The sequence below is a fragment of the Thermus brevis genome, assembly GCF_026427635.1.
Taxonomy (GTDB): domain Bacteria; phylum Deinococcota; class Deinococci; order Deinococcales; family Thermaceae; genus Thermus; species Thermus antranikianii.
Map to the genome: position 1 here is coordinate 255,540 of NZ_CP102606.1, position 17,704 is coordinate 273,243.

Genomic DNA, 17,704 nt, shown 5'->3' on the forward strand with positions numbered 1-17,704 from the left:
CTATTCCCAAACCCCCAAGACCCGCAGGAGTTCCGAGCCCGTGGTGACCCCCGCCTTTACCTGGAGGAGGCCCACCCGCCTAAGGTCGCGGTGCCCCCTTCCCTCAGCAAGACGCCTTAACGCCTCCTCGCTGGCCCCCTGGCTTAGGCGGAAGAGGGCCTCGCGATCGGGAGCATAAACCTCGTAAAGCCCAACCCGCCCCCGGTAGCCCGTGCCCCGGCAGTAGGGACAGCCCTCCCCGCGCATCTCCTCCTCCGGGGCCTCCTCCCCGAAGAAGAGGCGAGCCTCCTCCGACAGGGGAGCGGGCTTGGCACACTGGGGACAGACCCGCCGCACCAAGCGCTGGGCCACGGTTCCGATCAAGGTGGAAGCCAAAAGGTGCCGCTCCGCCCCCATCTCCACCAAGCGGGTCACGGCAGCAATGGCGTCGTTGGCGTGAAGGGTGGCCAGGACCAGATGCCCGGTGAGGGCCGCCCGCAAGGCGGTGTCCAGGGTCTCGCTGTCCCGCACCTCCCCCACCAGGATCACATCCGGATCCAAGCGCAACACGCTCTTCAGGGCCTCGGCAAAGGTGAGGCCGATTTTGGGCTGGATGGGGATCTGCACCACCCCCTCCAAGGGGAACTCCACCGGGTCTTCAATGGTGACGAAGGTTTTCTCCTTGGTGTAGATCCGCTCGATGGCGGCGTAGAGGGTGGTGGTTTTACCGCTTCCCGTGGGACCGGTTACAAAGAGGATCCCATAGGGCCGGAGGAGAAGCCTTTGGAAAAGGGCCAGCTCCTCCGGGAGCATGCCCAGCTCCGAAAGCCCGAGCCGGACCCCGATGGGGTAGATGATGCGCAGGGTGAGCTTCTCCCCGTACAGGGTGCCCACGGAGGCCACCCGCACCTCGTAGCGCCGCCCCTCAAAGGTGAAGCTAAAGTGCCCGTCCTGGGGACGACGCTTCTCGGCGATGTCCATTCCCGCCAGCACCTTGTAGCGGGCAGCCAAAGGGGCTTCGAGGTCCTTGGGAAGCCTTTCCAGCTCCTGAACCACGCCGTCCACCCGCGCCCGTACCACAAGGTGGGTTTCCGCCGGGTCCAAGTGGAGATCGCTCGCCGACAGGGCGACGGCCCTTTCCAAGAGGGCCTGGGCCAGGCGCACCGCAGGCAATCCCTCAACGGCAAGGTCCATCTCCGCCACCGGCGCCTCGAGGGCCTCGTCCTTCTGAGGTCGGGCCTGGTCCGCCAGAAGCCGGTCCAGGGCCTCCAGGATTTCCCGGTCCGGGGCCAGGTGGGGCACGATCTCCTTACCCGTGCGAAAACGAAGCTCGTCTAAAAGCGCCAGGTCGGAAGGATGGGCCATGGCCACGTGGAGGCGGTTGCCTTCCAGCTTAAAGGGGAGAACCCGTTTTTCCCGGGCAAACCTGGGGTCCAGCAGGGCCAGGGCCTTGGGATCCAGTTCCAGCTCCCGGATACGCACCAGGTGGGCTTTCTGCTGATCGGCCAGGGCCCGCAAGAGATCCTCCTCCCGCAAATACCCCCTTCGGAGCAGGACCTGGCCCAGAAGGTCCCCTGTGCGCGCCTGTTCCTCCAAGGCCGCCTCGAGCTGGTCCTTGGTGAGGTAACCCAGCTCCACCAGGAGCTCACCGAGCTTCGGCCTTTGCAACCTCCACCTCCCAGGTATAGACCCGCTGCCCCACAAGCTCCTTGGCCCCCATAGGGCCCACCTGCCCTCCCAGCCGCTGGGCGAGGAGAAGGGGGGCGTAAGGGTCCAGGGCTTCCCCGGAAAGCACCAGCCTCACCTCCTCGGCGGTGAGGTGGGTAAGCCACAGGCTTTCCGGCTTTTCCGAGGCCACCTTGAGCACCTCCTCCAACCCAAGCCCTCGAGGGCGGGTGGGCTGGAAGGTCTGGGCCCTAAGAAGCTGGACCTCTTGCTTGAGGGTCTCGATTCGCCTTTCCTGGGCTACCGTCTGGGTGGCCAAAAAGGACCTGCCCACCAAGCCCAGGGCCAGGAACAGGGCGGACAGAAGAACCGCCAGCTGGGCTTCCCGGGGAAGCCCCTCTCCCAGGGCCTTCCTCCTGGGCTTCAGGTCCAGGGCCAGCCTCTTGTCCAAGGCCAGGGCTTCCAGGTCCAGGGGAACCCGTTGCTCCACCTGTTTTGCAGGCAGCCCAGGGGGCAAAGGGGGCGGCACGGGCGACCCCAGAAGCCAGGCTTCCTCCACCGGGCCCCCATGCCCGAATAAAGCCAGGGAGCGGGCCACCTCCTCGGCCAACCTCTCCGACCCCTCATCGGCGTTCAGGGTGAGGTAGCGGAATCCCTTAAGGACCCCTCCCTCAAAGAACGCCACCGTGTGGGAAAGGTTCTCCATCACCAAGAAGGTGGGCGCCTGGGTGTGCTCCAAGGCGTAGCGCCACAGGATCAGGGGTAGGGGTTCCATCCGGCGGGGGCGGAGCCGGGCCAAAAGGCTGGCCCCCTTCCTGGGAATGGCGCTAAAGAGCACCCGCACCCGGCGCTCGTCCTCCGGCGCCACCAGAAAGTAGTCCACAAGGAGGTCTTCTCCAGCGAAAAGGGGGCTTCTCTCCGCCTCAGCCAAGACCGCTTCCTCCAGGGAAAATCCCTGAAGGCTGGGAAAGGGTTGAAGACGAAGAAGGGCGAACTCAGGGCCAAGGCCCAGGTAAGCGCCACTCCCTCCTATCTCCTTAAGAGCGAGATGGAGCCGCTCATACCGGGGCCTTCCCTCCTCATTAAGCAGGTCCTCTACAGGGAAGGCCTCCACGGAACCTTCCCTTAGGCGAAGGATTCGGCTATGGGTGAGAAAAAAAAGGTTCATACCCTAACCCGAGCCAAGCCCAGTCTAATCGGTGCGGCGGGAAACCGCCAGGGGGGGCAAAAGGAAATCCCGGCCCTGGAGCCTAAGGGTAAGCTTCTTTCCATCCAGGCTGGCCATATCGCAAGGGTTGTCCATAAGCACCACCGCGGCAGGGGCAGAGGCATTGTCATAGCAGAACTGGGCATAGGGTAGACCTGCGGGGTCTAGGACATCCAGGAACGTTCCCGTGGGGGAGGCACAACTACCCGTCCAGGTCCGTCGCTCCAAGCGCCCCCCATTCAAGCGGTACTGCACGCATCCCCCTACACCGCTCACGATGAAACCCGTGGCGCTGTATCCTTGCACGGCTAGGGCGCCGCGCACATCCCGCCCCAGGGTATCCCACAGGTCCTGGGCCAGGGAATGAGCCTGGAGTAACCCCGTTTCCCTTTCCGTCCGCACCCCCATGAGGAACAAGCTGGAAAAGGCCAAAGCCAGAACCCCCACGAGGACCAAAACCACCGCCAGTTCCACCAAGGTCAGTCCCCGGCGCATTCACCACCTCACCGTGCAGTCAGAAACGGCATACTCCCGTCCCAAGCTGTCCCTCAAGCGCAGGTTGAAGGAGTAGTTGGTTTTGTTTTTAAACCTGTCGCTAAAGTCCAGACGAATCCTCGTATTGCTGGTCAAGACCAGGGCTCGGCTGAAGGGAACAAACCCATCTCCCGAGAGATAGCTACCCTGGTAATGCACCTGGGGACTAGGAAAAAGCTGTCTAAAGACCTTCAACGTCTGACCCGCTGGAACGTTAGGGGTCCAGGTGAGGGCGAAGGCCACATAGGTCATCCCAGTAGCCCCCAGATCGAAAATCACCTGCCTGCGGTTGCCCCGCGAACAGGTGCCCGGAACAATGGGGGACGACGGCACGCTATACGACTCCGCCCAGCTCAACGAGGCCAGGCGCGTCCCCCCTTCATACACCTCCACTGTGGAGATCTGTCGGGACAAGGTCCCTACGGTTTCCATCCGCTCTTGAATGCACACCTGGTACGTCCGATCTCCCCAGCTTAGGGACCGGGTTGTGGGACAGGAGGGAAGAACAATAAGCGCATTTCCTGCCAACTCCGTAAGGGTGGTGGCGGCAAGGAATCCCTTCCAATCTCCTTCAGCCTCGGTACCCGCCCGCAAAGTGGTGGAAAGAGCAATGATCACAGCCGCAAGCGCCCCCACCAGGAGGATGGCCAGCGCCACCTCAACGAGGCTCATTCCCCGGGCGCTCCTCACGGGTTCACCTCCCAGGACTCCACCTGGTCGTCGGTTTGGTTGTACACCACCCTTACCCTACCGATGGAGCCGTAGCTCTCCCCCACGGCCAGGATGGTGAAGCGGGTTACGCCTCCCTGGGTGCTTTTGGTTACGGAGCAGGTGAAGCCCCCTAACGTCCCCGAGCTATAGCAATACCTGCCGATGTAGTCGGAACTCGAGGTGCTGCAGGGGCTCGAGGTCTGGCAAACCAGAACCGGCTGGGAGGCGTAGGGTGGGTTCTGGGGATCGGCTTGGATGGCGGCTATGGCCTCCCTGGCCCCTCCCTCCGCCAGGTACAGGGCTTGAACAAAAGGGGGCGAGACCACAACCCGCTCCGCATTCAACCGGGCCAGCAGGGAATAGGGAAAGACCAAAGCCCCCAGAAACACCAGGGCCAAGGCAACAATCCACAAAAGATAGCCCTTAGCCGCCATCTTGCTTCATTGTAGGGTATATAGGGTATCCGGATGCCCCTTTAGGTAGCGGGTGGGAACCGTAGAGGAAGACAAACTCCCAGCCTGAGATCTATCTCAAGCTGGGAGAGCGTTTTGCTGTGGCATGAGTATGGCGTTAGTTAATGTTGTACCTTAGGGTAACACTTGCCGTACCCCTCGTCACAGTAATGGTCCCAGGTGTTCCTGAGGTACAGGAAACCGTGGTATTACCATCTGCAGAGGTCCAGGTCGTTCCGGAAACAGTACCTCCATCTAGATTGCCAAGAATCTGCGCACAGGTAGGAACCCCCTTCGCTTGCACCGTGGCGATGGCGTAGGCAGAGCGAACCGAAGCCGCTGTGGCTTCCACATTGGCCTGATTCGCCTGGCCCGTCAAGTCCACAAACCTCGGCACCGCGATGGCCACCAGGATCCCGATGATCACGATCACGATCGCCAGCTCTATCAGCGTGAAGCCTTTTGCCTTCATCTCTGCCCTCCTTTCACAGGTCCCATGGTGGGGGAAGCATGTGAAAACGGTGTGAAAACCGGGACCTAGGCCAGAGGGTACCATGGGGGGGTCAGATGCCGCAAGCCCGGGGCAAGGAATAAGGGTCAGAAGCCCATTGGAGCGAAATCTCGGATGATACCCTTGGGATATGCGCTCGCGGCTGGCATGGGCCCTATTCCTTCTTCAGCTCGCTTTGGCCGGCCCAGGAAGCCCGGATAGCCCAGGGCAGGCGGATAGCGCTCGGGCGGTTGAAGCCCTCCTGGTGCTCGAGGAAGACGTCATAGAAAAGGGCCGCCTGGTGCCGTACACCGGGGTCCAACGCTACCCCGTGTCCTCTGAGGCGGAACTAAAGGCCCTTCTGAAAAAGCTTGCCCGCGAGCCCAAAAAGCCCCGCTTTATCCTGCAGGATGGGCGCTGGCGGGGGGTGGAGAAAAAAGGGCTCGCCTTTGACGAGGCCGAGGTTCTGGCCGCCTATCGCGAAGCCCTGGCGAAGAGTCGCAAAAGCTTCCGCCTGCCCGTGCGCTATCTCCCGCCCACCCCAAGCCTCAAGGACCTCTACGCCCTGGGAATCCGGGAGCACCTGGCCACCGGGGAAACGGACTTCCGGGGTTCCAGCCGGGAGCGTGCCCACAACCTGCTCCTTGCCTCCAGCAAGCTGGACGGCCTCTTGATCCCCCCGGGCACCTTTTCCTTCAATCAGGCCCTGGGGCCCATCACCGAGGAAGAAGGGTACAAGGAAGCCTTCGTCATCGTGGGGGACCGCACGGAGCAGGGGGTGGGGGGCGGGGTCTGCCAGGTTTCCACCACCTTGTTCCGGGCTTTCTTCCTCGCCGGGCTACCCATGAAGGAGCGCCACGCCCACAGCTACCAGGTGGCCTACTACAAGCCCACGGGCCTGGACGCTGCGGTGATCCATCCCTACAAGGACCTCAAGGTAGTGAACGACACCCCGGGGCACATCCTGGTGCAGCGCTCCGTGGTGGGCACCCGGCTCCGCTTTCACCTCTTCGGCACCAAGGACCGGGAGGTGCGCTGGGAAGGCCCCTTCATCTCTGATAGGAAGCCTCCCTTACCCCCCCGGGAGATCCCGGACCCCTCCTTGCCCCCTGGCGTGCGCAAACAGGTGGACTTCGCCGCCGAGGGAGCCAGAGTGGAGGTGAGGCGCACCGTGCGCTACCGGGACGGCCGGGTACAGGAGGACAGGGTCGTGAGCGTCTATAGGCCTTGGGGTGCCGTGTACCTGGTAGGGCCTACCCCACTTCCAGAAGCACCACCCGCTCCACCGGCACAAGGCGGTGGGGCTCCGTAACCCGGGCGGCCTCCCCCCTTTTCAGGTGCAGGTACTGGCCTTGGGGCAGGTCAATGACCAGTTCCCCCTCCAGAACCAGGTAAAAGGCCATATCCTCGCGTTCTTCTTTCTCAACCAGGGTATAACTCCGCACCGGCACGCCGGGCACCTCTACCTTCTCCTCCCGGGCTAGGCGCAGGAGGTGAAGCTTGAAGCTTTCCATCAGGTAACCGCCTCCTTCCTGGCACGGCCCTTCTTCATGCGTAGCTTGAAGATGGCCCGCTGGGCCAGCCCGGCCGCCTCCGGGGAAAGGGGCTCCCCAAGGACCAAGGCCTCCGCCGCCTGGCGCTCTTCCGGGGTGAGTTCACCCAGGAAGGGCCTTAGCTCCTCCCAGTCCTTGGGCGGTTTGGGTAGGGAAGCTTCCTGAACCTGTCCCTTGGCCTTTGCACCTGTACGGCCCCCACCGGCCCTAGCGGCCTTGCGGTGGGAGGACCTCCTGCCCTTGGAAGCCGAATCCCCTGACGGGGAAGCAGCCCGGCTGGAAGCTTTAGGAGGAGGAACCAGCTTGGGGTCGTGGACCGGGCAGACAGGGTTCATGCAGGCTCCTTCCCCCTTCTTCACCAAGGGCCAGCCGCAGGAAGGGCAGGTCTGGTCCAAGAGGGGGTAGAAGGAAAGGAAATCGCAGGCGTTGTTCTCGCACTTGTAGTAGGGCTTACCCCGGCGGCTTCGCTTCTCGAGGACCTGGCTTCCGCACTTAGGGCAAGCATGCCCCGTAGGCTCGCCATCGTCCCGGGTGTAATCGCACTCGGGGTAGCCGGAGCAGGCGATGAAGCTGCCATACCGGCCCTCCTTACGCACCAGAGGTCTTCCGCACTTGGGACAGGCTTCCCCGATGGGCTCGGCCTCCTTTTTTCTCTCCAAAGGCTCGGTGTAGGTGCACTCCGGGTAGCCCGTACACCCCAGAAACTGGCCAAACCGGCTTACCTTCAGCTCCAAAGGCCTCCCGCACCGGGGACAGGTCTTCTTGGGCACCTGGGAAAGCTCCCCCAGAAAGGGCTCGTAAAATTCCCACACCACCTTGGGCCACGGGGCTTTCCCCTCCTCCACCTGGTCCAGGCGGTCCTCCATGCGGGCGGTAAACTCGTAGGCCACCACCTGAGGGAAGCGCTCCTTGAGGTAGTGGGTCACCTGACGGCCCAGGGGAGTGGGCAGCAGGGTGCGCCCCTTGCGCACCACATACCCCCGCTTTTCCAGGGTTTCCAGGGTAGGGGCATAGGTGGAGGGACGCCCGATGCCAAGCTCCTCCATGGTCTTCACCAGGGTGGCGTCCGTGTACCGGGGCGGGGGCTCGGTAAAGTGCTGCTGGGCCTTGACCTCCAAAAGCTCAGCCCCTGTGCCTTCCGCCACCGGGGGCAAGGGAGCTTCCACCTCCGCCTCTTGGCCCTCATTTACCGCCTGCGCCACCCCACCTTCATCCCCCCGCCCCCAGGCCTTCAGGTACCCTTCAAACTTAAGGACCGAGCCCGACGCACGGAAGGTGAAGCGGGGCTTCTCCCCCTCATCCTTGGTCAGCCCCGAAGGGGCTACCTTGGTCAGCCCCGAAGGGGCTACCTTGAGGAGCACCACCGTCTGGTCGTAGAGGGCATCCCGCATCTGGCTGGCGACGAAACGCCGCCAGATAAGGTCGTAAAGGCGATACTCCTCGTCGGAAAGGTACTTCCTCACGCTATCGGGGGTGCGCCGCACATCGGTGGGGCGGATGGCCTCGTGGGCGTCCTGCACCCCCTCCTTGCGGTTGCGATAGATCCTAGGAGCCTCCGGCAGGTACTCGGGCCCGAAGGTTTGCTCTATGACTTCCCGCGCCACCTGCAAGGCCTCCGGGGAAACCCGCACCGAATCCGTGCGCATGTAGGTGATGAGGCCCACCGTGCCCTCGGGAAGGTCCACGCCCTCGTAAAGGCGCTGGGCTATGCGCATGGTGCGGCTTGCGGTGTAGCCCAGGCGGCTGCTGGCCGCCTGTTGCAAGGTGGAGGTGGTGAAAGGAGGCGGGGGGGATTTGCGGCGCTCCTTGGTCTCCACCTGGACCACGCGGTAGGACCGCCCCTTGACCTCCTCGGCCAAAGCCTGGGCCTGGGCCTCGTTCGCCAGGTGGAGCTTCCCCTCCTTCTCCCCCTGGCCGGCCCATAGCCGCTTGCCCTCCACCTCATAGAGGCTTGCGGGAAGGGTTCGGTCCTGGCCCAGGGCGAAAACCCCCTCCAGGGTCCAGTACTCCTCCGGGCGGAAGGCCTCGATCTCCTCCTCCCGCTCCACCAAAAGCCGCAGGGCCACGCTCTGGACCCTTCCCGCGGAGAGGGCCCGCTTGCGGAACTCCAGGGAAAGGAGAGGAGAGAGGTTATAGCCCACCAGACGATCCAGGACCCTCCGGGCCTGCTGGGCATCCACCAGGTTCTGGTCTATGGGCCTAGGGTTTTGCACCGCCTGCCGCACCACCCTGGGGGTGATCTCGTGGAACTCCACCCTTAGGGGCTCCCTGGGATCGCGGCCCAGAAGCCTCGCCACATGCCAGCCGATGGCCTCCCCCTCCCGGTCGGGGTCGGTGGCGATGAGGAGGCGCTTGCCCTTTGCAGCCCGCTTCAACGCCTCCACCACGGGTTTCTTGTCCTTTTTTACCTCGTAGGTAGGGGCGAAGTCCCGCTCCACATCCACCCCGAGCTCCCGTTCCGGCAGGTCGGCCACGTGCCCTAAACTCGCCCGCACCTCATAGCCGGGCCCCAGCATCTTTTGGATGCTCCTGGCCTTGGCGGGGGATTCCACCACCACCAGGGTGGAAATCCCTCCCTTCTGGTTTGTCCCGGCCCGGTTGGCATCCAGGCTGGCCGACGACGCAGGGCTAGCGCGCTGGGTACCTTTCAAGCCTTCCCCTTGTCCTTTGGTCGCCTTTCGGGCCCCGTCGGGCCGGCTCTTGCTCGGCATCGCCCCCTATTTAGGAGCCTCATCCCCCCACTTGTCAAGGCCGCTAGGCCCCCAAACAACTCAGGAAAACCGAGGACTACGCTTCCCTACCCAGAACCCCTAGGCCCCAAGTCGGTGCCCGGATAAACCCTGGGCAGAAGCCTCCTCTCCCACGCCGCCTTTAAAAGCTCCTCCCGAAAGTCGGGGTGGGCCACCTCAATAAGGGCCAGGGCCCTCTCCCTTAGGGAGCGGCCGAAGAGTTCGGCGATACCCCACTCGGTGACCACGTAGTGCACATCGGCCCGGGTGGTGACCACCCCAGCCCCTGGCTTCAAGTAGGGAACGATGCGGCTTTGCCCCTTGGCGGTGGAGGGCAGGGCGATGATGGGCTTGCCTCCCTCGCTCCTCGCCGCTCCGCGGATGAAGTCCAGCTGGCCGCCGAAGCCCGAGTAGATGTGGGTACCGATGGAATCCGCCACCACCTGGCCGGTAAGGTCCACCTCGATGGCGGAGTTGATGGCCACCATCTTGCGGTTCTGGGCCACCACGAAGGGATCGTTCACGTAGTCGGTAGGGTGGAGTTCAAAGAGGGGGTTGTCGTGGACGAAGCGGTAGAGCCGTTCCGAGCCCAGGACAAAGGTGCCGATCACCTTGCCAGGGTGGAGGGTCTTCCTGGCCCCGGTGATAAGGCCCTTTTCAAAGGCCTCCAGAACCCCGTCGGAGATCATCTCCGTGTGGATGCCCAAGTCCCGCCTGCCCTCGAGGCTGGCCAGCACGGCATCGGGAATGGCCCCGATGCCCATCTGCAAGGTGGCCCCATCCTCAATGAGGCTCGCCACATGCTCCCCGATCCTCCGCTCCACCTCGCCAAAGCCCTCCCGCTTCAGCTCGGGCAGGGGCCAGTCCAGCTCCACGATGGCGGTGAAGCGGGAGACGTGGACGAAGGTATCCCCCAGGGTTCTCGGCATCCTGGGGTTCACCATGGCGATCACGATGGGAGCCGCCTCGAGGGCCGCCTTGGTGGCGATCACCTCCACCCCCAGGGAGCAGAAGCCGTGCTCGTCGGGTGGGGATACCTGGACGATGGCGGCATCCAGGTGAAGGACGCGCCTTTTAAAAAGCCAGGGCACCTGGTGGAGCATGATGGGCACGTAGTCGGCCCGGCCCTGGTTCACCGCCTCCCGGTCGGTGGGCCCCACGAAGAGGGAGCGGCGCCGGAAGTGGCCCTCCATCTCCGGGGAGGCAAAGGGATCCTCCCCCATCTGCAGGAGGTGCACCAGTTCCACGTTCTCCAGCTCCTCCTTGCGGGCGGCCAGGGCCTTCAGGATGGGGGTAGGGGTGGCGGCGTTTCCGGAAACGAAGACCCGCATCCCGGATCGGATGAGGGTGACGGCATCCTCGGGGGAAGTCAGCTTCTTGCGGTAGCTCATTCCAGGTGGCCTCCTTTCTGGCCCAGGAGGAGGTAAGCCCCTTGCCGGAGCTCGGGAACCCCCAAGGGATCCTCCTCCACCTCCAGGAGAAAGGGCAGAAGGGTGGCGGTGAGGGCGTGGCTGCTGGTACGGGGCACCAGGGCGGGAACGTTGGGGAGGCAGAAATGGGTGATGCCCATCTCCTGGTACACCCCCACCCGGCTGGTTTCCGCAATCCCCCCCTGGTCGATGGCGAAGTCCAGGAGCACGGTCCCCGGGCGCATGCGGGAGAGCAGGGCCCGGCTTAGGAGGAGGGGGGCCCTCTCCCCAGGCACCGCCACCGCCCCCACCAGGACGTCGGCAAAGGCGGCGTACCGCTCCAGCCGGCTTTGGGTGATGAGGGCGGTAACCGCCCCCTTGGCCTCCTTGGAGGCTTCCTCCAGGGCGGAAAGCTCCTTGTCCAGGAGGTAGACCGAGGCCCCCATTCCCAAAAAGGAGCGGGCCGCCGCCCTTCCCAAAACCCCCGCCCCCAGGATGACCACATCCGCAGGGGGAATCCCCGGCAGCCCGGAAAGAAGCACCCCAGGGCCAAAGGGGGCCTCCAGAAGCCTCCCGGCGATCTGGGGGGCCAGGCGGCCTGCGATCTCGCTCATGGCCTTGAGCACGGGGCGCCTCCCCCCGGCTCCGATGAGCTCATAGCCGATGGCGGTCAAACCCTTTTCCGCCATGGCCTCCACCAGGGAGGATTCCGCCACCGCCAGGTGCATGAAGGCCATGACCGTGGCTCCGGGTCGGAGCAGGGCGATCTCCTCGAGGGTGGGCCTTCCCACCTTCAAGACCACCTCCCCACGGCCAAAGGCTTCCTCCCGGCTCACCAGCCGGGCCCCGGCCTCCTCGTAGGCCCCATCGGGGAAGCCCGCCCGCTCCCCCGCCCCCCGCTCCACATAGACCCGGTGGCCCCTATCCACCAGCTCCCGCACCCCTTGGGGGGTAAGGGCCACCCGGCCCTCCCGCACCTCCCCGAAGGGGGGTTGGGTCTTTACCACGCCTTGCTCCTTGGGTAGGCCAAACTCCATACCCGCCTCCTCGCCTAGAGCTTAAGGCGCCGCTTGAGGGCGGATGTCCTTTTCCTTCTCATGAAATCCCACCCTACGCTTTTTTCGTGGATGCCTTCGCCGACTGGCTCTTCGTGGTCCTCTGGGGGGCGGGGGTGCTCCTCACCCTGGTGCCCTTCGTTCCCGCCACCCTTCTGATCCTGGCGGCCGCCCTCCTCCACGAGGCTCTGGTGGGCTTCCGGGAGCTTTCCCTGGGCCTGTGGCTGGCCCTGGGCGTCCTGGCCCTCTTGACCATGAGCCTGGACAACCTCGCCACCCTCCTGGGGGCCAGAAGGTATGGGGCCGGACGGGCAGGGCTATGGGGAGCGTTTTTGGGCGGGGTTTTGGGCCTCTTCCTGGGGGTAGTGGGGGTTTTGGTGCTCCCCTTTGTCCTGGCCTGGCTCTTTGAGTACCTTTCGGGGCGGAAACCCGAGGAGGCCCTTCGGGCGGCCTGGGGCACCCTGGTGGGCCTCATGGGGGGCGTGGTGGCCAAGGTGATCGTCCACGTGGCCATGGGGATCCTGGTGATCCGGGCCATCTTCTGATGCCACCCCAACCTGGCCAAACCAGGTTGGGGCCCCCGGCGGTACGACCCCAGAGCAAGGTATGCTTTTCCCCATGGACCTGGTCTTCGTCACCCGCGAGGGGTGCGGCCTTTGCGAGAAAGCGGAACGGGCCCTTTGGACCTTGGGGATCCCCTACGTGCGCCGGGATGTGGACCAGGACCCCGAGCTCTTCCGCCTCTACACCTTCCGGGTGCCGGTGCTTCTTCTTGGGGACAGGGTGCTCTTGGAGGGGGGTTTTGCCGAGAGGGAGCTATTGACGCTGATGGAGAACCTTCCGGGCCCCAGGCCCCTTGGAGGTAAAGCATGAACCCCACCATGATCCAGATCGGCCCCTTGCGCATCCAGTGGTACGGGTTCCTCCTGACCCTGGCCATCTTCATCGGCTTTGAGCTGGCCAAGCGCAGGCTTAGGGCCTGGGGGTTGGATGCGGAGAAGTTTGAGGTGGTGGCCTTCTGGGCAGTCATCTTCGGGGTGGTGGGGGCCAGGCTGGGCTACGTGCTCACCTCCCCCAGCTACTTCCTGCAAAACCCCGTGGAGGTCCTGTACATCTGGCAGGGGGGCCTCTCCTTCCACGGGGCCATTCTGGGCGGGGCTTTGGTCTTCTTCTACTTCCATAAGCGAAAGGGCTACCCCCTCTGGCCCTACCTGGACGCCGCCACCCCGGGGGTGGCCTTGGGCATCATCGCCGGCAGGATCGGGAACCTGATGAATGGCTCGGATACCGTGGGGCGCCTCACCTCCTTGCCCATCGGCTTCACCTGGCCGGAGTGGGCCAAGGGCTTCCCGGGAATCTGCCCTGGCATAGAGGACATCTCCCAGGTCTACCGGTGCGCGGAGCTCCTCCGGGGCCCCGTGCACCTCACCCAGATCTATGGGGCCCTGGTGGGCCTCATCCTTCTGCCCCTTTCCTACTACTGGCTTCGCAAAAAGCCCTTCTATGGATACGCCTTTTGGAACTTTATCCTGTGGTACAGCGTGCTCCGCTCGGTCCTCGAGGAGCCCTTCCGGCTGAATCCCCTGTGGCTTCCCGTGTACCGCAATGACGAGCTGGGCATCGGCCTCTTCACCGCCACCCAGGTGGTGAGCCTCCCCCTCATCCTCCTTTCCTGGTACATGCTCCGCCGGCTGGGGAAGGGCCCCGGTTAAGATAACCCCATGGAGCTTCCGCCCCGCAAGGACTCCCTCAAGTGGGGCACCTATCCGGAAGATGTCCTGCCCCTGTGGGTGGCGGACATGGACTTCCCCGTGGCCGAACCCATCCGCCGGGCCATAGAGGAAAGGGCCAAGGGGTTCTTGGGCTACCCACCCCGGGAAGGGGACCTGGAGCTCAAGGCCCTCATCCTGGAACAAACGGGCTTGGAAGGCGAGGTGGCCTTCATGCCCGGGGTGGTGGTGGGGTTTTACGCCGCCGTGGCCGCCTTCACCGCACCCGGGCAGGGGGTCTTGACCCAGGTGCCCATCTACCCGCCCTTCCTCGCCGCCATCCGGGAACAGAAGCGCACCATCTTGGCGAATCCCTTGCGGGAAACGGAGGAGGGGTACAGGCTGGACCTTGCGGGCCTCGAGCGCCTGGCCTACGCCAGCAGGCTCCTCCTCTTCTGCCACCCGCAAAACCCCACGGGAAGGGTCTACAGCGAGGAGGAGCTTTCCGCCCTGGCCACCATCGCCCGCAAGCACGACCTCATCGTGGTTTCCGATGAGCTCCACGCCCCTTTGACCTACGAGAAGCCCCACGTGCCCCTGGCCCGCTTCCTCCCCGAGCGCACCCTCACCCTGCTGGGTCCGGGAAAAGCCTACAACCTGGCTGGGCTGCCCATAGGGGCGGTGGTGGGGCCTAGGCCCCTGGTGGAGGCCTTCAAGCGCCACCTGCCCCACACTTTCCCCAACGTGTTGGCCATGGCCGCCTGGAAGGCCGCCCTGCTGGAGGCTGGGCCCTGGCTTCGGGAAACCCTAGCCCGGCTTAGGGCCAACCGCGACCGGGTGGCGGCCTGGGCCAAGGAGGTGGGCCTCGGGCACTTCCCCCCGGAGGGCACCTACCTGGCCTGGTTCAAAACCCCCATTCCCCAGGCGGCCTCCTTCTTCCTCAAGGAGGCCCGGGTGGCCCTGAACCCCGGGGAAAACTTCGGGGAAGGATACGACCGCTACGTGCGCCTCAACTTCGCCACCTACCCCGAGGTGCTGGAGGAAGCCCTGAAGCGCCTTGCCGAGGCTCTAAAGAAAGTGTAAACCCCCCGGGGACGTTCCCCGGGGGGAAGGAGCTTCCGGGCTTACTGGACCACCTCGATGGGGATCCGCTTGGCCCGAGCCTCGGCCACCTTGGGCAGGGTGAGGCGCAGGATCCCGTGGCGGAACTCCGCCTTGGCCTGGGAGGCATCCACCTCCACGGGGAGGGTGAAGGTGCGCACGAAGGAGCCGTGAGGGATCTCCTGCAGGTAGTAGCGGCGCACCTTAACCTCCTCGGCGGGCTTCACCTGGCCCCGTACGGTGAGCTTGCCCCCCTCGAGGCTCACCTCCAGGTCCTCGGGAGCCAGGCCCGGCACCGCCATCTCCAGGACCAAGGCCTCGTCGGTCTCGTAGAGGTCGGCCGGAGCCACGTAGGTGGCCACGGGCCGGGCAAAGTCGCCCAGGACCTCCTCAAAGAGCCGGTTGGCCTCCTCCAGGAGGGAGAAAGGACCCCAGGTACGGAAGGGAGTGATCTCCGCAGGACGCACATCCCTACGAACCAGGGCCATACCTATCACCTCCCTTTTCACTTATATCACCTGCGCGCCTTCTTGTCAAGTACCTTTAGGCTTACGCACCTACCCTTGCGCCCCCTATAATCAAGGGCATGGAGATCCCTCCTGAGGCTGTCTTGGTGGACACCCGGCCCAGGGCCGCCTACGAGGCAGGCCACCTGCCAGGCGCCCGCCACCTGGATCTTTCCGTCCCCAGGCTCCGCCTGCGGGAAGAGGCGGAGCTTAAGGCCCTCGAGGCCGGCCTCACCGACCTCTTCCAGGAACTTGGCTTACGAAGCCCGGTGGTCCTCTACGACGAGGGGCTCACCAGCCGCCTTTGCCGCACCGCCTTCTTCCTGGGCCTTGGGGGGCTAGAGGTAGAACTTTGGACGGAGGGCTGGGAACCCTACGCCACCGAACGGGAAGAGCCCAAGCCCGAGCGCACGGAAACCCGGGCCCAGCTCCGGCGGGACTGGCTCCTCACCGCGGACGAGGCGGCCAGGCACCCTCTTCTTTTGGATGTGCGAAGCCCCGAGGAATACCAGGGCAAGGTCCACCCCCCCTGCTGCCCCAAGGGGGGACGGATCCCGGGGAGCCGGAATGCCCCCCTGGAGCTTTTCCTGGAGCCGGACAAGGTGCTAAAGCAACTCGGCCTGGAGCCGGGACAGGAGGTGGGGGTCTACTGCCACTCCGGGGCCCGGAGCGCCGTGGCCTTCTTTGTGCTTAGGAGCCTGGGGGTGAGGGCCAGAAACTACCTGGGCTCCATGCACGAGTGGCTGCAGGAAGGGCTTCCCACCGAGCCATGAAGGTGTACGGCTTAAGCGTGGGCCCCCTCCAGGAAAACACCTACCTGGTGGAGGGGAAGGAAGGAGCGGTGCTCATAGACCCCGGGGACGAGGCGGAAAGGATCCTGGCCCTTTTGGAGTCCACGGGATTAACCCCCAAGGCCATCCTCCTCACCCACGCCCACTTTGACCACGTGGGAGCGGTGGCCCCCTTGGTGGAGGCCCTCTCCCTGCCGGTCTTCCTCCACCCCCTGGACCTTCCCCTTTACCGGCATGCGGCGGAAGTGGCCCGCATGTGGGGCCTCGCCATCCCCGACCCTCCCCTCCCGGTAGAGCCTCTGGAAGAGGGGCAGGTCCTTTACGGCTTCACCGTCTGGCACCTTCCCGGCCATAGTCCCGGCCATGTGGCCTTCATCCATCCCGGCGAGGCCGGGGAACCCCCCCGGGTTCTTTCCGGGGATCTCCTCTTCCAAGGGAGCATCGGCCGCTACGACCTGCCAGGGGCAAGCCGGGAGGACCTTTTCCGCTCCTTAAAGCGCCTCCTCACCCTGCCCCCACAAACGGAGGTCTACCCGGGGCACGGACCCCCCACCACCCTGGCCCTCGAGGCCAAGACCAACCCCTTCCTCCTCGGGTTAGAATGGGAAACGTGAACGGGGCGGATGCTCCCCACAGGGGACAGCTTGAGGCGCTCAAGGCTCTTTATGACCTGCAGGAAAAGGACCTGGAGATAGACCGATTGCAAAAGGAGGCGGAAACCCTTCCCGAGGACCTGGTTTCCGTGAAGGCCCAGGTGGAGGCCCTGGAAGACCGGCTTGCCGAGCTCCTGGAGCGCCAGGCAGAGCTCCGCAAGGAGTACAACCGCCACAGCCTGGACATCGAGGACCTCACCGCCAAGGAAAAGCAGGCGGAGGCCGAGCAGCGCCAGGCCCAAAGCGCCCGCGAGCAGACCCAGTACGAAAACCGCATCCAGCAGATCAAGGACCGCATCAAGGAGCTCCTGGAGCTTTCCACCCCCATCATGGAGGCCATGGAGAACCTGGAAAACGAGATCCAGGAGGTGGAAGCCCAGCTGGCGGCCTTAAGGCCCCACCTGGAAGAACTCTTGGAGGCCAACCGGGTGCGGGTGGAGGCCCTAAAGGCCGAGATTGCCGTCAGGCTGGAGGAACGCTCCCTGATGGCCCAGGCCATCCCTGCCCCTGTCCTGAAGGAGTACGAGGCCATCCGCCGGGCCCGGAAGGGCACCGGCATCGCCCGCATGCACCGCCAGGGCCAGGTCTTCCGTTGCGAGGGGTGCAACGTGGTCCTGCCCACCCACGTGGCGCAAAAGGTGGTACAGGGGCAACTGGTGCGCTGCCCCTCCTGCGGCCGGCTCCTCTGGAAGGGGGAGGGCTAGGCCAAGCGGGCCTCGAGGGTAATCTCCTTCACCCCCCCCAGGGCCCGGGAGACCGGGCACCCTTCCTTGGCCGCCTGGGCGATCTCCTGGAACTTCTCTGGGGTTATCCCCGGCACCTCCGCCTCGGTGATGAGCTCAATCCGGGTGATGGTGGCCTTCCCCTCCACCATCTCCAAGTGCACCCGGGCCTCGGTGGAAACCCGCTTGGGGGGAAATCCCTCCCGTTCCAGCGAGGCCGCCAGGGCCATGGAGAAGCACCCCGCGTGGGCCGCGGCGATGAGCTCCTCGGGGTTCGTCCCCTCCCCCTCCTCAAAGCGGGAGGGATAGGAGTAGGCCCCCTTGAAGGCCTGGCTTTCTAGCTCCATAACCCCCTTTCCCTGCCTAAGCCCGCCTTCCCATACCGCCTTCGCCTTGCGAACCGGCATAATACCCTCCTTCCCCCAAAGCTTACCCCAT

At 64.7% G+C, this 17,704-nt stretch carries 20 protein-coding genes; 8 read left to right on the top strand and 12 right to left on the bottom strand.

Annotated features, from left to right (window positions below):
- From KQ693_RS01480 to pilA5, 6 genes are all read right to left on the bottom strand, one after another.
- Complete coding sequence (locus tag KQ693_RS01480; RefSeq protein ID WP_267261706.1) at positions 1 to 1,647, bottom strand: GspE/PulE family protein; 1,647 nt, start codon at positions 1,645 to 1,647, stop codon at positions 1 to 3.
- Positions 1,625 to 2,812, bottom strand: a complete 1,188-nt coding sequence (locus tag KQ693_RS01485; protein ID WP_267261707.1) for a hypothetical protein — start codon at positions 2,810 to 2,812, stop codon at positions 1,625 to 1,627. Before KQ693_RS01485 ends, KQ693_RS01480 begins: the two co-directional genes overlap by 23 nt.
- A 24-nt stretch (positions 2,813 to 2,836) precedes the next feature.
- Complete coding sequence (locus tag KQ693_RS01490) at positions 2,837 to 3,346, bottom strand: prepilin-type N-terminal cleavage/methylation domain-containing protein (protein WP_267261708.1); 510 nt, start codon at positions 3,344 to 3,346, stop codon at positions 2,837 to 2,839.
- Complete coding sequence (locus KQ693_RS01495; RefSeq protein WP_267261709.1) at positions 3,347 to 4,057, bottom strand: hypothetical protein; 711 nt, start codon at positions 4,055 to 4,057, stop codon at positions 3,347 to 3,349. It abuts the gene before it with no gap.
- Positions 4,058 to 4,071: 14 nt separating this feature from the next.
- Positions 4,072 to 4,530 carry a hypothetical protein gene (locus KQ693_RS01500; RefSeq protein WP_267261710.1) on the bottom strand — a complete coding sequence of 153 codons (459 nt, stop codon included), beginning with the start codon at positions 4,528 to 4,530 and terminating at the stop codon, positions 4,072 to 4,074.
- Between the two features lie 136 nt (positions 4,531 to 4,666).
- Positions 4,667 to 5,020 carry a type IV narrow pilus major component PilA5 gene (gene pilA5 / locus KQ693_RS01505; protein ID WP_267261711.1) on the bottom strand — a complete coding sequence of 118 codons (354 nt, stop codon included), beginning with the start codon at positions 5,018 to 5,020 and terminating at the stop codon, positions 4,667 to 4,669.
- Between the two features lie 169 nt (positions 5,021 to 5,189).
- Between pilA5 and KQ693_RS01510 the strand changes: the two genes are divergently transcribed.
- Positions 5,190 to 6,350 carry a VanW family protein gene (locus KQ693_RS01510; RefSeq protein ID WP_267261712.1) on the top strand — a complete coding sequence of 387 codons (1,161 nt, stop codon included), beginning with the start codon at positions 5,190 to 5,192 and terminating at the stop codon, positions 6,348 to 6,350.
- Here KQ693_RS01510 and KQ693_RS01515 read toward each other — a convergent pair.
- The 4 genes from KQ693_RS01515 to KQ693_RS01530 all read right to left on the bottom strand — a co-directional run bounded on the left by KQ693_RS01515 (position 6,292) and on the right by KQ693_RS01530 (position 11,766).
- Positions 6,292 to 6,552 (bottom strand): hypothetical protein, encoded by a 261-nt coding sequence (locus KQ693_RS01515; protein WP_267261713.1) that lies wholly within the window; start codon positions 6,550 to 6,552, stop codon positions 6,292 to 6,294. The genes KQ693_RS01510 and KQ693_RS01515 overlap by 59 nt on opposite strands.
- Entirely contained in the window at positions 6,552 to 9,107 is a 2,556-nt protein-coding gene (gene topA / locus KQ693_RS01520; RefSeq protein WP_267262399.1) for a type I DNA topoisomerase, read from the bottom strand. Before topA ends, KQ693_RS01515 begins: the two co-directional genes overlap by 1 nt.
- A gap of 281 nt (positions 9,108 to 9,388) precedes the next feature.
- Positions 9,389 to 10,711 carry an acetyl-CoA hydrolase/transferase family protein gene (locus tag KQ693_RS01525; protein ID WP_267261714.1) on the bottom strand — a complete coding sequence of 441 codons (1,323 nt, stop codon included), beginning with the start codon at positions 10,709 to 10,711 and terminating at the stop codon, positions 9,389 to 9,391.
- Positions 10,708 to 11,766, bottom strand: coding sequence for a 3-hydroxyacyl-CoA dehydrogenase NAD-binding domain-containing protein (locus tag KQ693_RS01530; protein WP_219759486.1), 1,059 nt, complete (start codon positions 11,764 to 11,766; stop codon positions 10,708 to 10,710). Before KQ693_RS01530 ends, KQ693_RS01525 begins: the two co-directional genes overlap by 4 nt.
- An 86-nt stretch (positions 11,767 to 11,852) precedes the next feature.
- On the opposite strand from KQ693_RS01530, the gene KQ693_RS01535 reads away from it, so the two are divergent.
- The 4 genes from KQ693_RS01535 to KQ693_RS01550 all read left to right on the top strand — a co-directional run bounded on the left by KQ693_RS01535 (position 11,853) and on the right by KQ693_RS01550 (position 14,576).
- Positions 11,853 to 12,329, top strand: a complete 477-nt coding sequence (locus tag KQ693_RS01535; protein WP_267261715.1) for a DUF456 domain-containing protein — start codon at positions 11,853 to 11,855, stop codon at positions 12,327 to 12,329.
- A gap of 61 nt (positions 12,330 to 12,390) precedes the next feature.
- The gene (locus tag KQ693_RS01540; RefSeq protein ID WP_126200222.1) at positions 12,391 to 12,657 is read left to right on the top strand and encodes a glutaredoxin family protein; all 267 of its coding nucleotides are present in this window, start codon (positions 12,391 to 12,393) and stop codon (positions 12,655 to 12,657) included.
- Between the two features lie 8 nt (positions 12,658 to 12,665).
- The gene (lgt, locus tag KQ693_RS01545) at positions 12,666 to 13,496 is read left to right on the top strand and encodes a prolipoprotein diacylglyceryl transferase (RefSeq protein WP_126164419.1); all 831 of its coding nucleotides are present in this window, start codon (positions 12,666 to 12,668) and stop codon (positions 13,494 to 13,496) included.
- 9 nt (positions 13,497 to 13,505) lie between these two features.
- Positions 13,506 to 14,576 (top strand): cystathionine beta-lyase, encoded by a 1,071-nt coding sequence (locus tag KQ693_RS01550; protein WP_267261716.1) that lies wholly within the window; start codon positions 13,506 to 13,508, stop codon positions 14,574 to 14,576.
- Between the two features lie 41 nt (positions 14,577 to 14,617).
- Here KQ693_RS01550 and KQ693_RS01555 read toward each other — a convergent pair whose 3' ends face one another.
- Positions 14,618 to 15,082, bottom strand: coding sequence for an Hsp20/alpha crystallin family protein (locus KQ693_RS01555; RefSeq protein WP_038031621.1), 465 nt, complete (start codon positions 15,080 to 15,082; stop codon positions 14,618 to 14,620).
- Between the two features lie 98 nt (positions 15,083 to 15,180).
- On the opposite strand from KQ693_RS01555, the gene KQ693_RS01560 reads away from it, so the two are divergent.
- From KQ693_RS01560 to KQ693_RS01570, 3 genes are read left to right on the top strand one after another with little or no spacing between them, the layout of a single operon-like run.
- On the top strand, positions 15,181 to 15,873 hold the full coding sequence (locus KQ693_RS01560) for a sulfurtransferase (protein WP_019551376.1): 693 nt from the start codon (positions 15,181 to 15,183) through the stop codon (positions 15,871 to 15,873).
- Positions 15,870 to 16,505, top strand: a complete 636-nt coding sequence (locus tag KQ693_RS01565; RefSeq protein WP_019551377.1) for an MBL fold metallo-hydrolase — start codon at positions 15,870 to 15,872, stop codon at positions 16,503 to 16,505. The genes KQ693_RS01560 and KQ693_RS01565 overlap by 4 nt, the downstream gene beginning before the upstream one ends.
- Entirely contained in the window at positions 16,493 to 17,248 is a 756-nt protein-coding gene (locus KQ693_RS01570; RefSeq protein WP_015718175.1) for a zinc ribbon domain-containing protein, read from the top strand. Before KQ693_RS01565 ends, KQ693_RS01570 begins: the two co-directional genes overlap by 13 nt.
- Here the strand turns inward: KQ693_RS01570 and KQ693_RS01575 are convergent.
- A complete protein-coding gene (locus tag KQ693_RS01575; RefSeq protein WP_038031587.1) occupies positions 17,245 to 17,673 on the bottom strand; it encodes an OsmC family protein in 429 nt (142 codons plus the stop codon). The two genes, KQ693_RS01570 and KQ693_RS01575, sit on opposite strands and share 4 nt — an antisense overlap.
- Between the last annotated feature and the right edge of the window lie 31 nt (positions 17,674 to 17,704).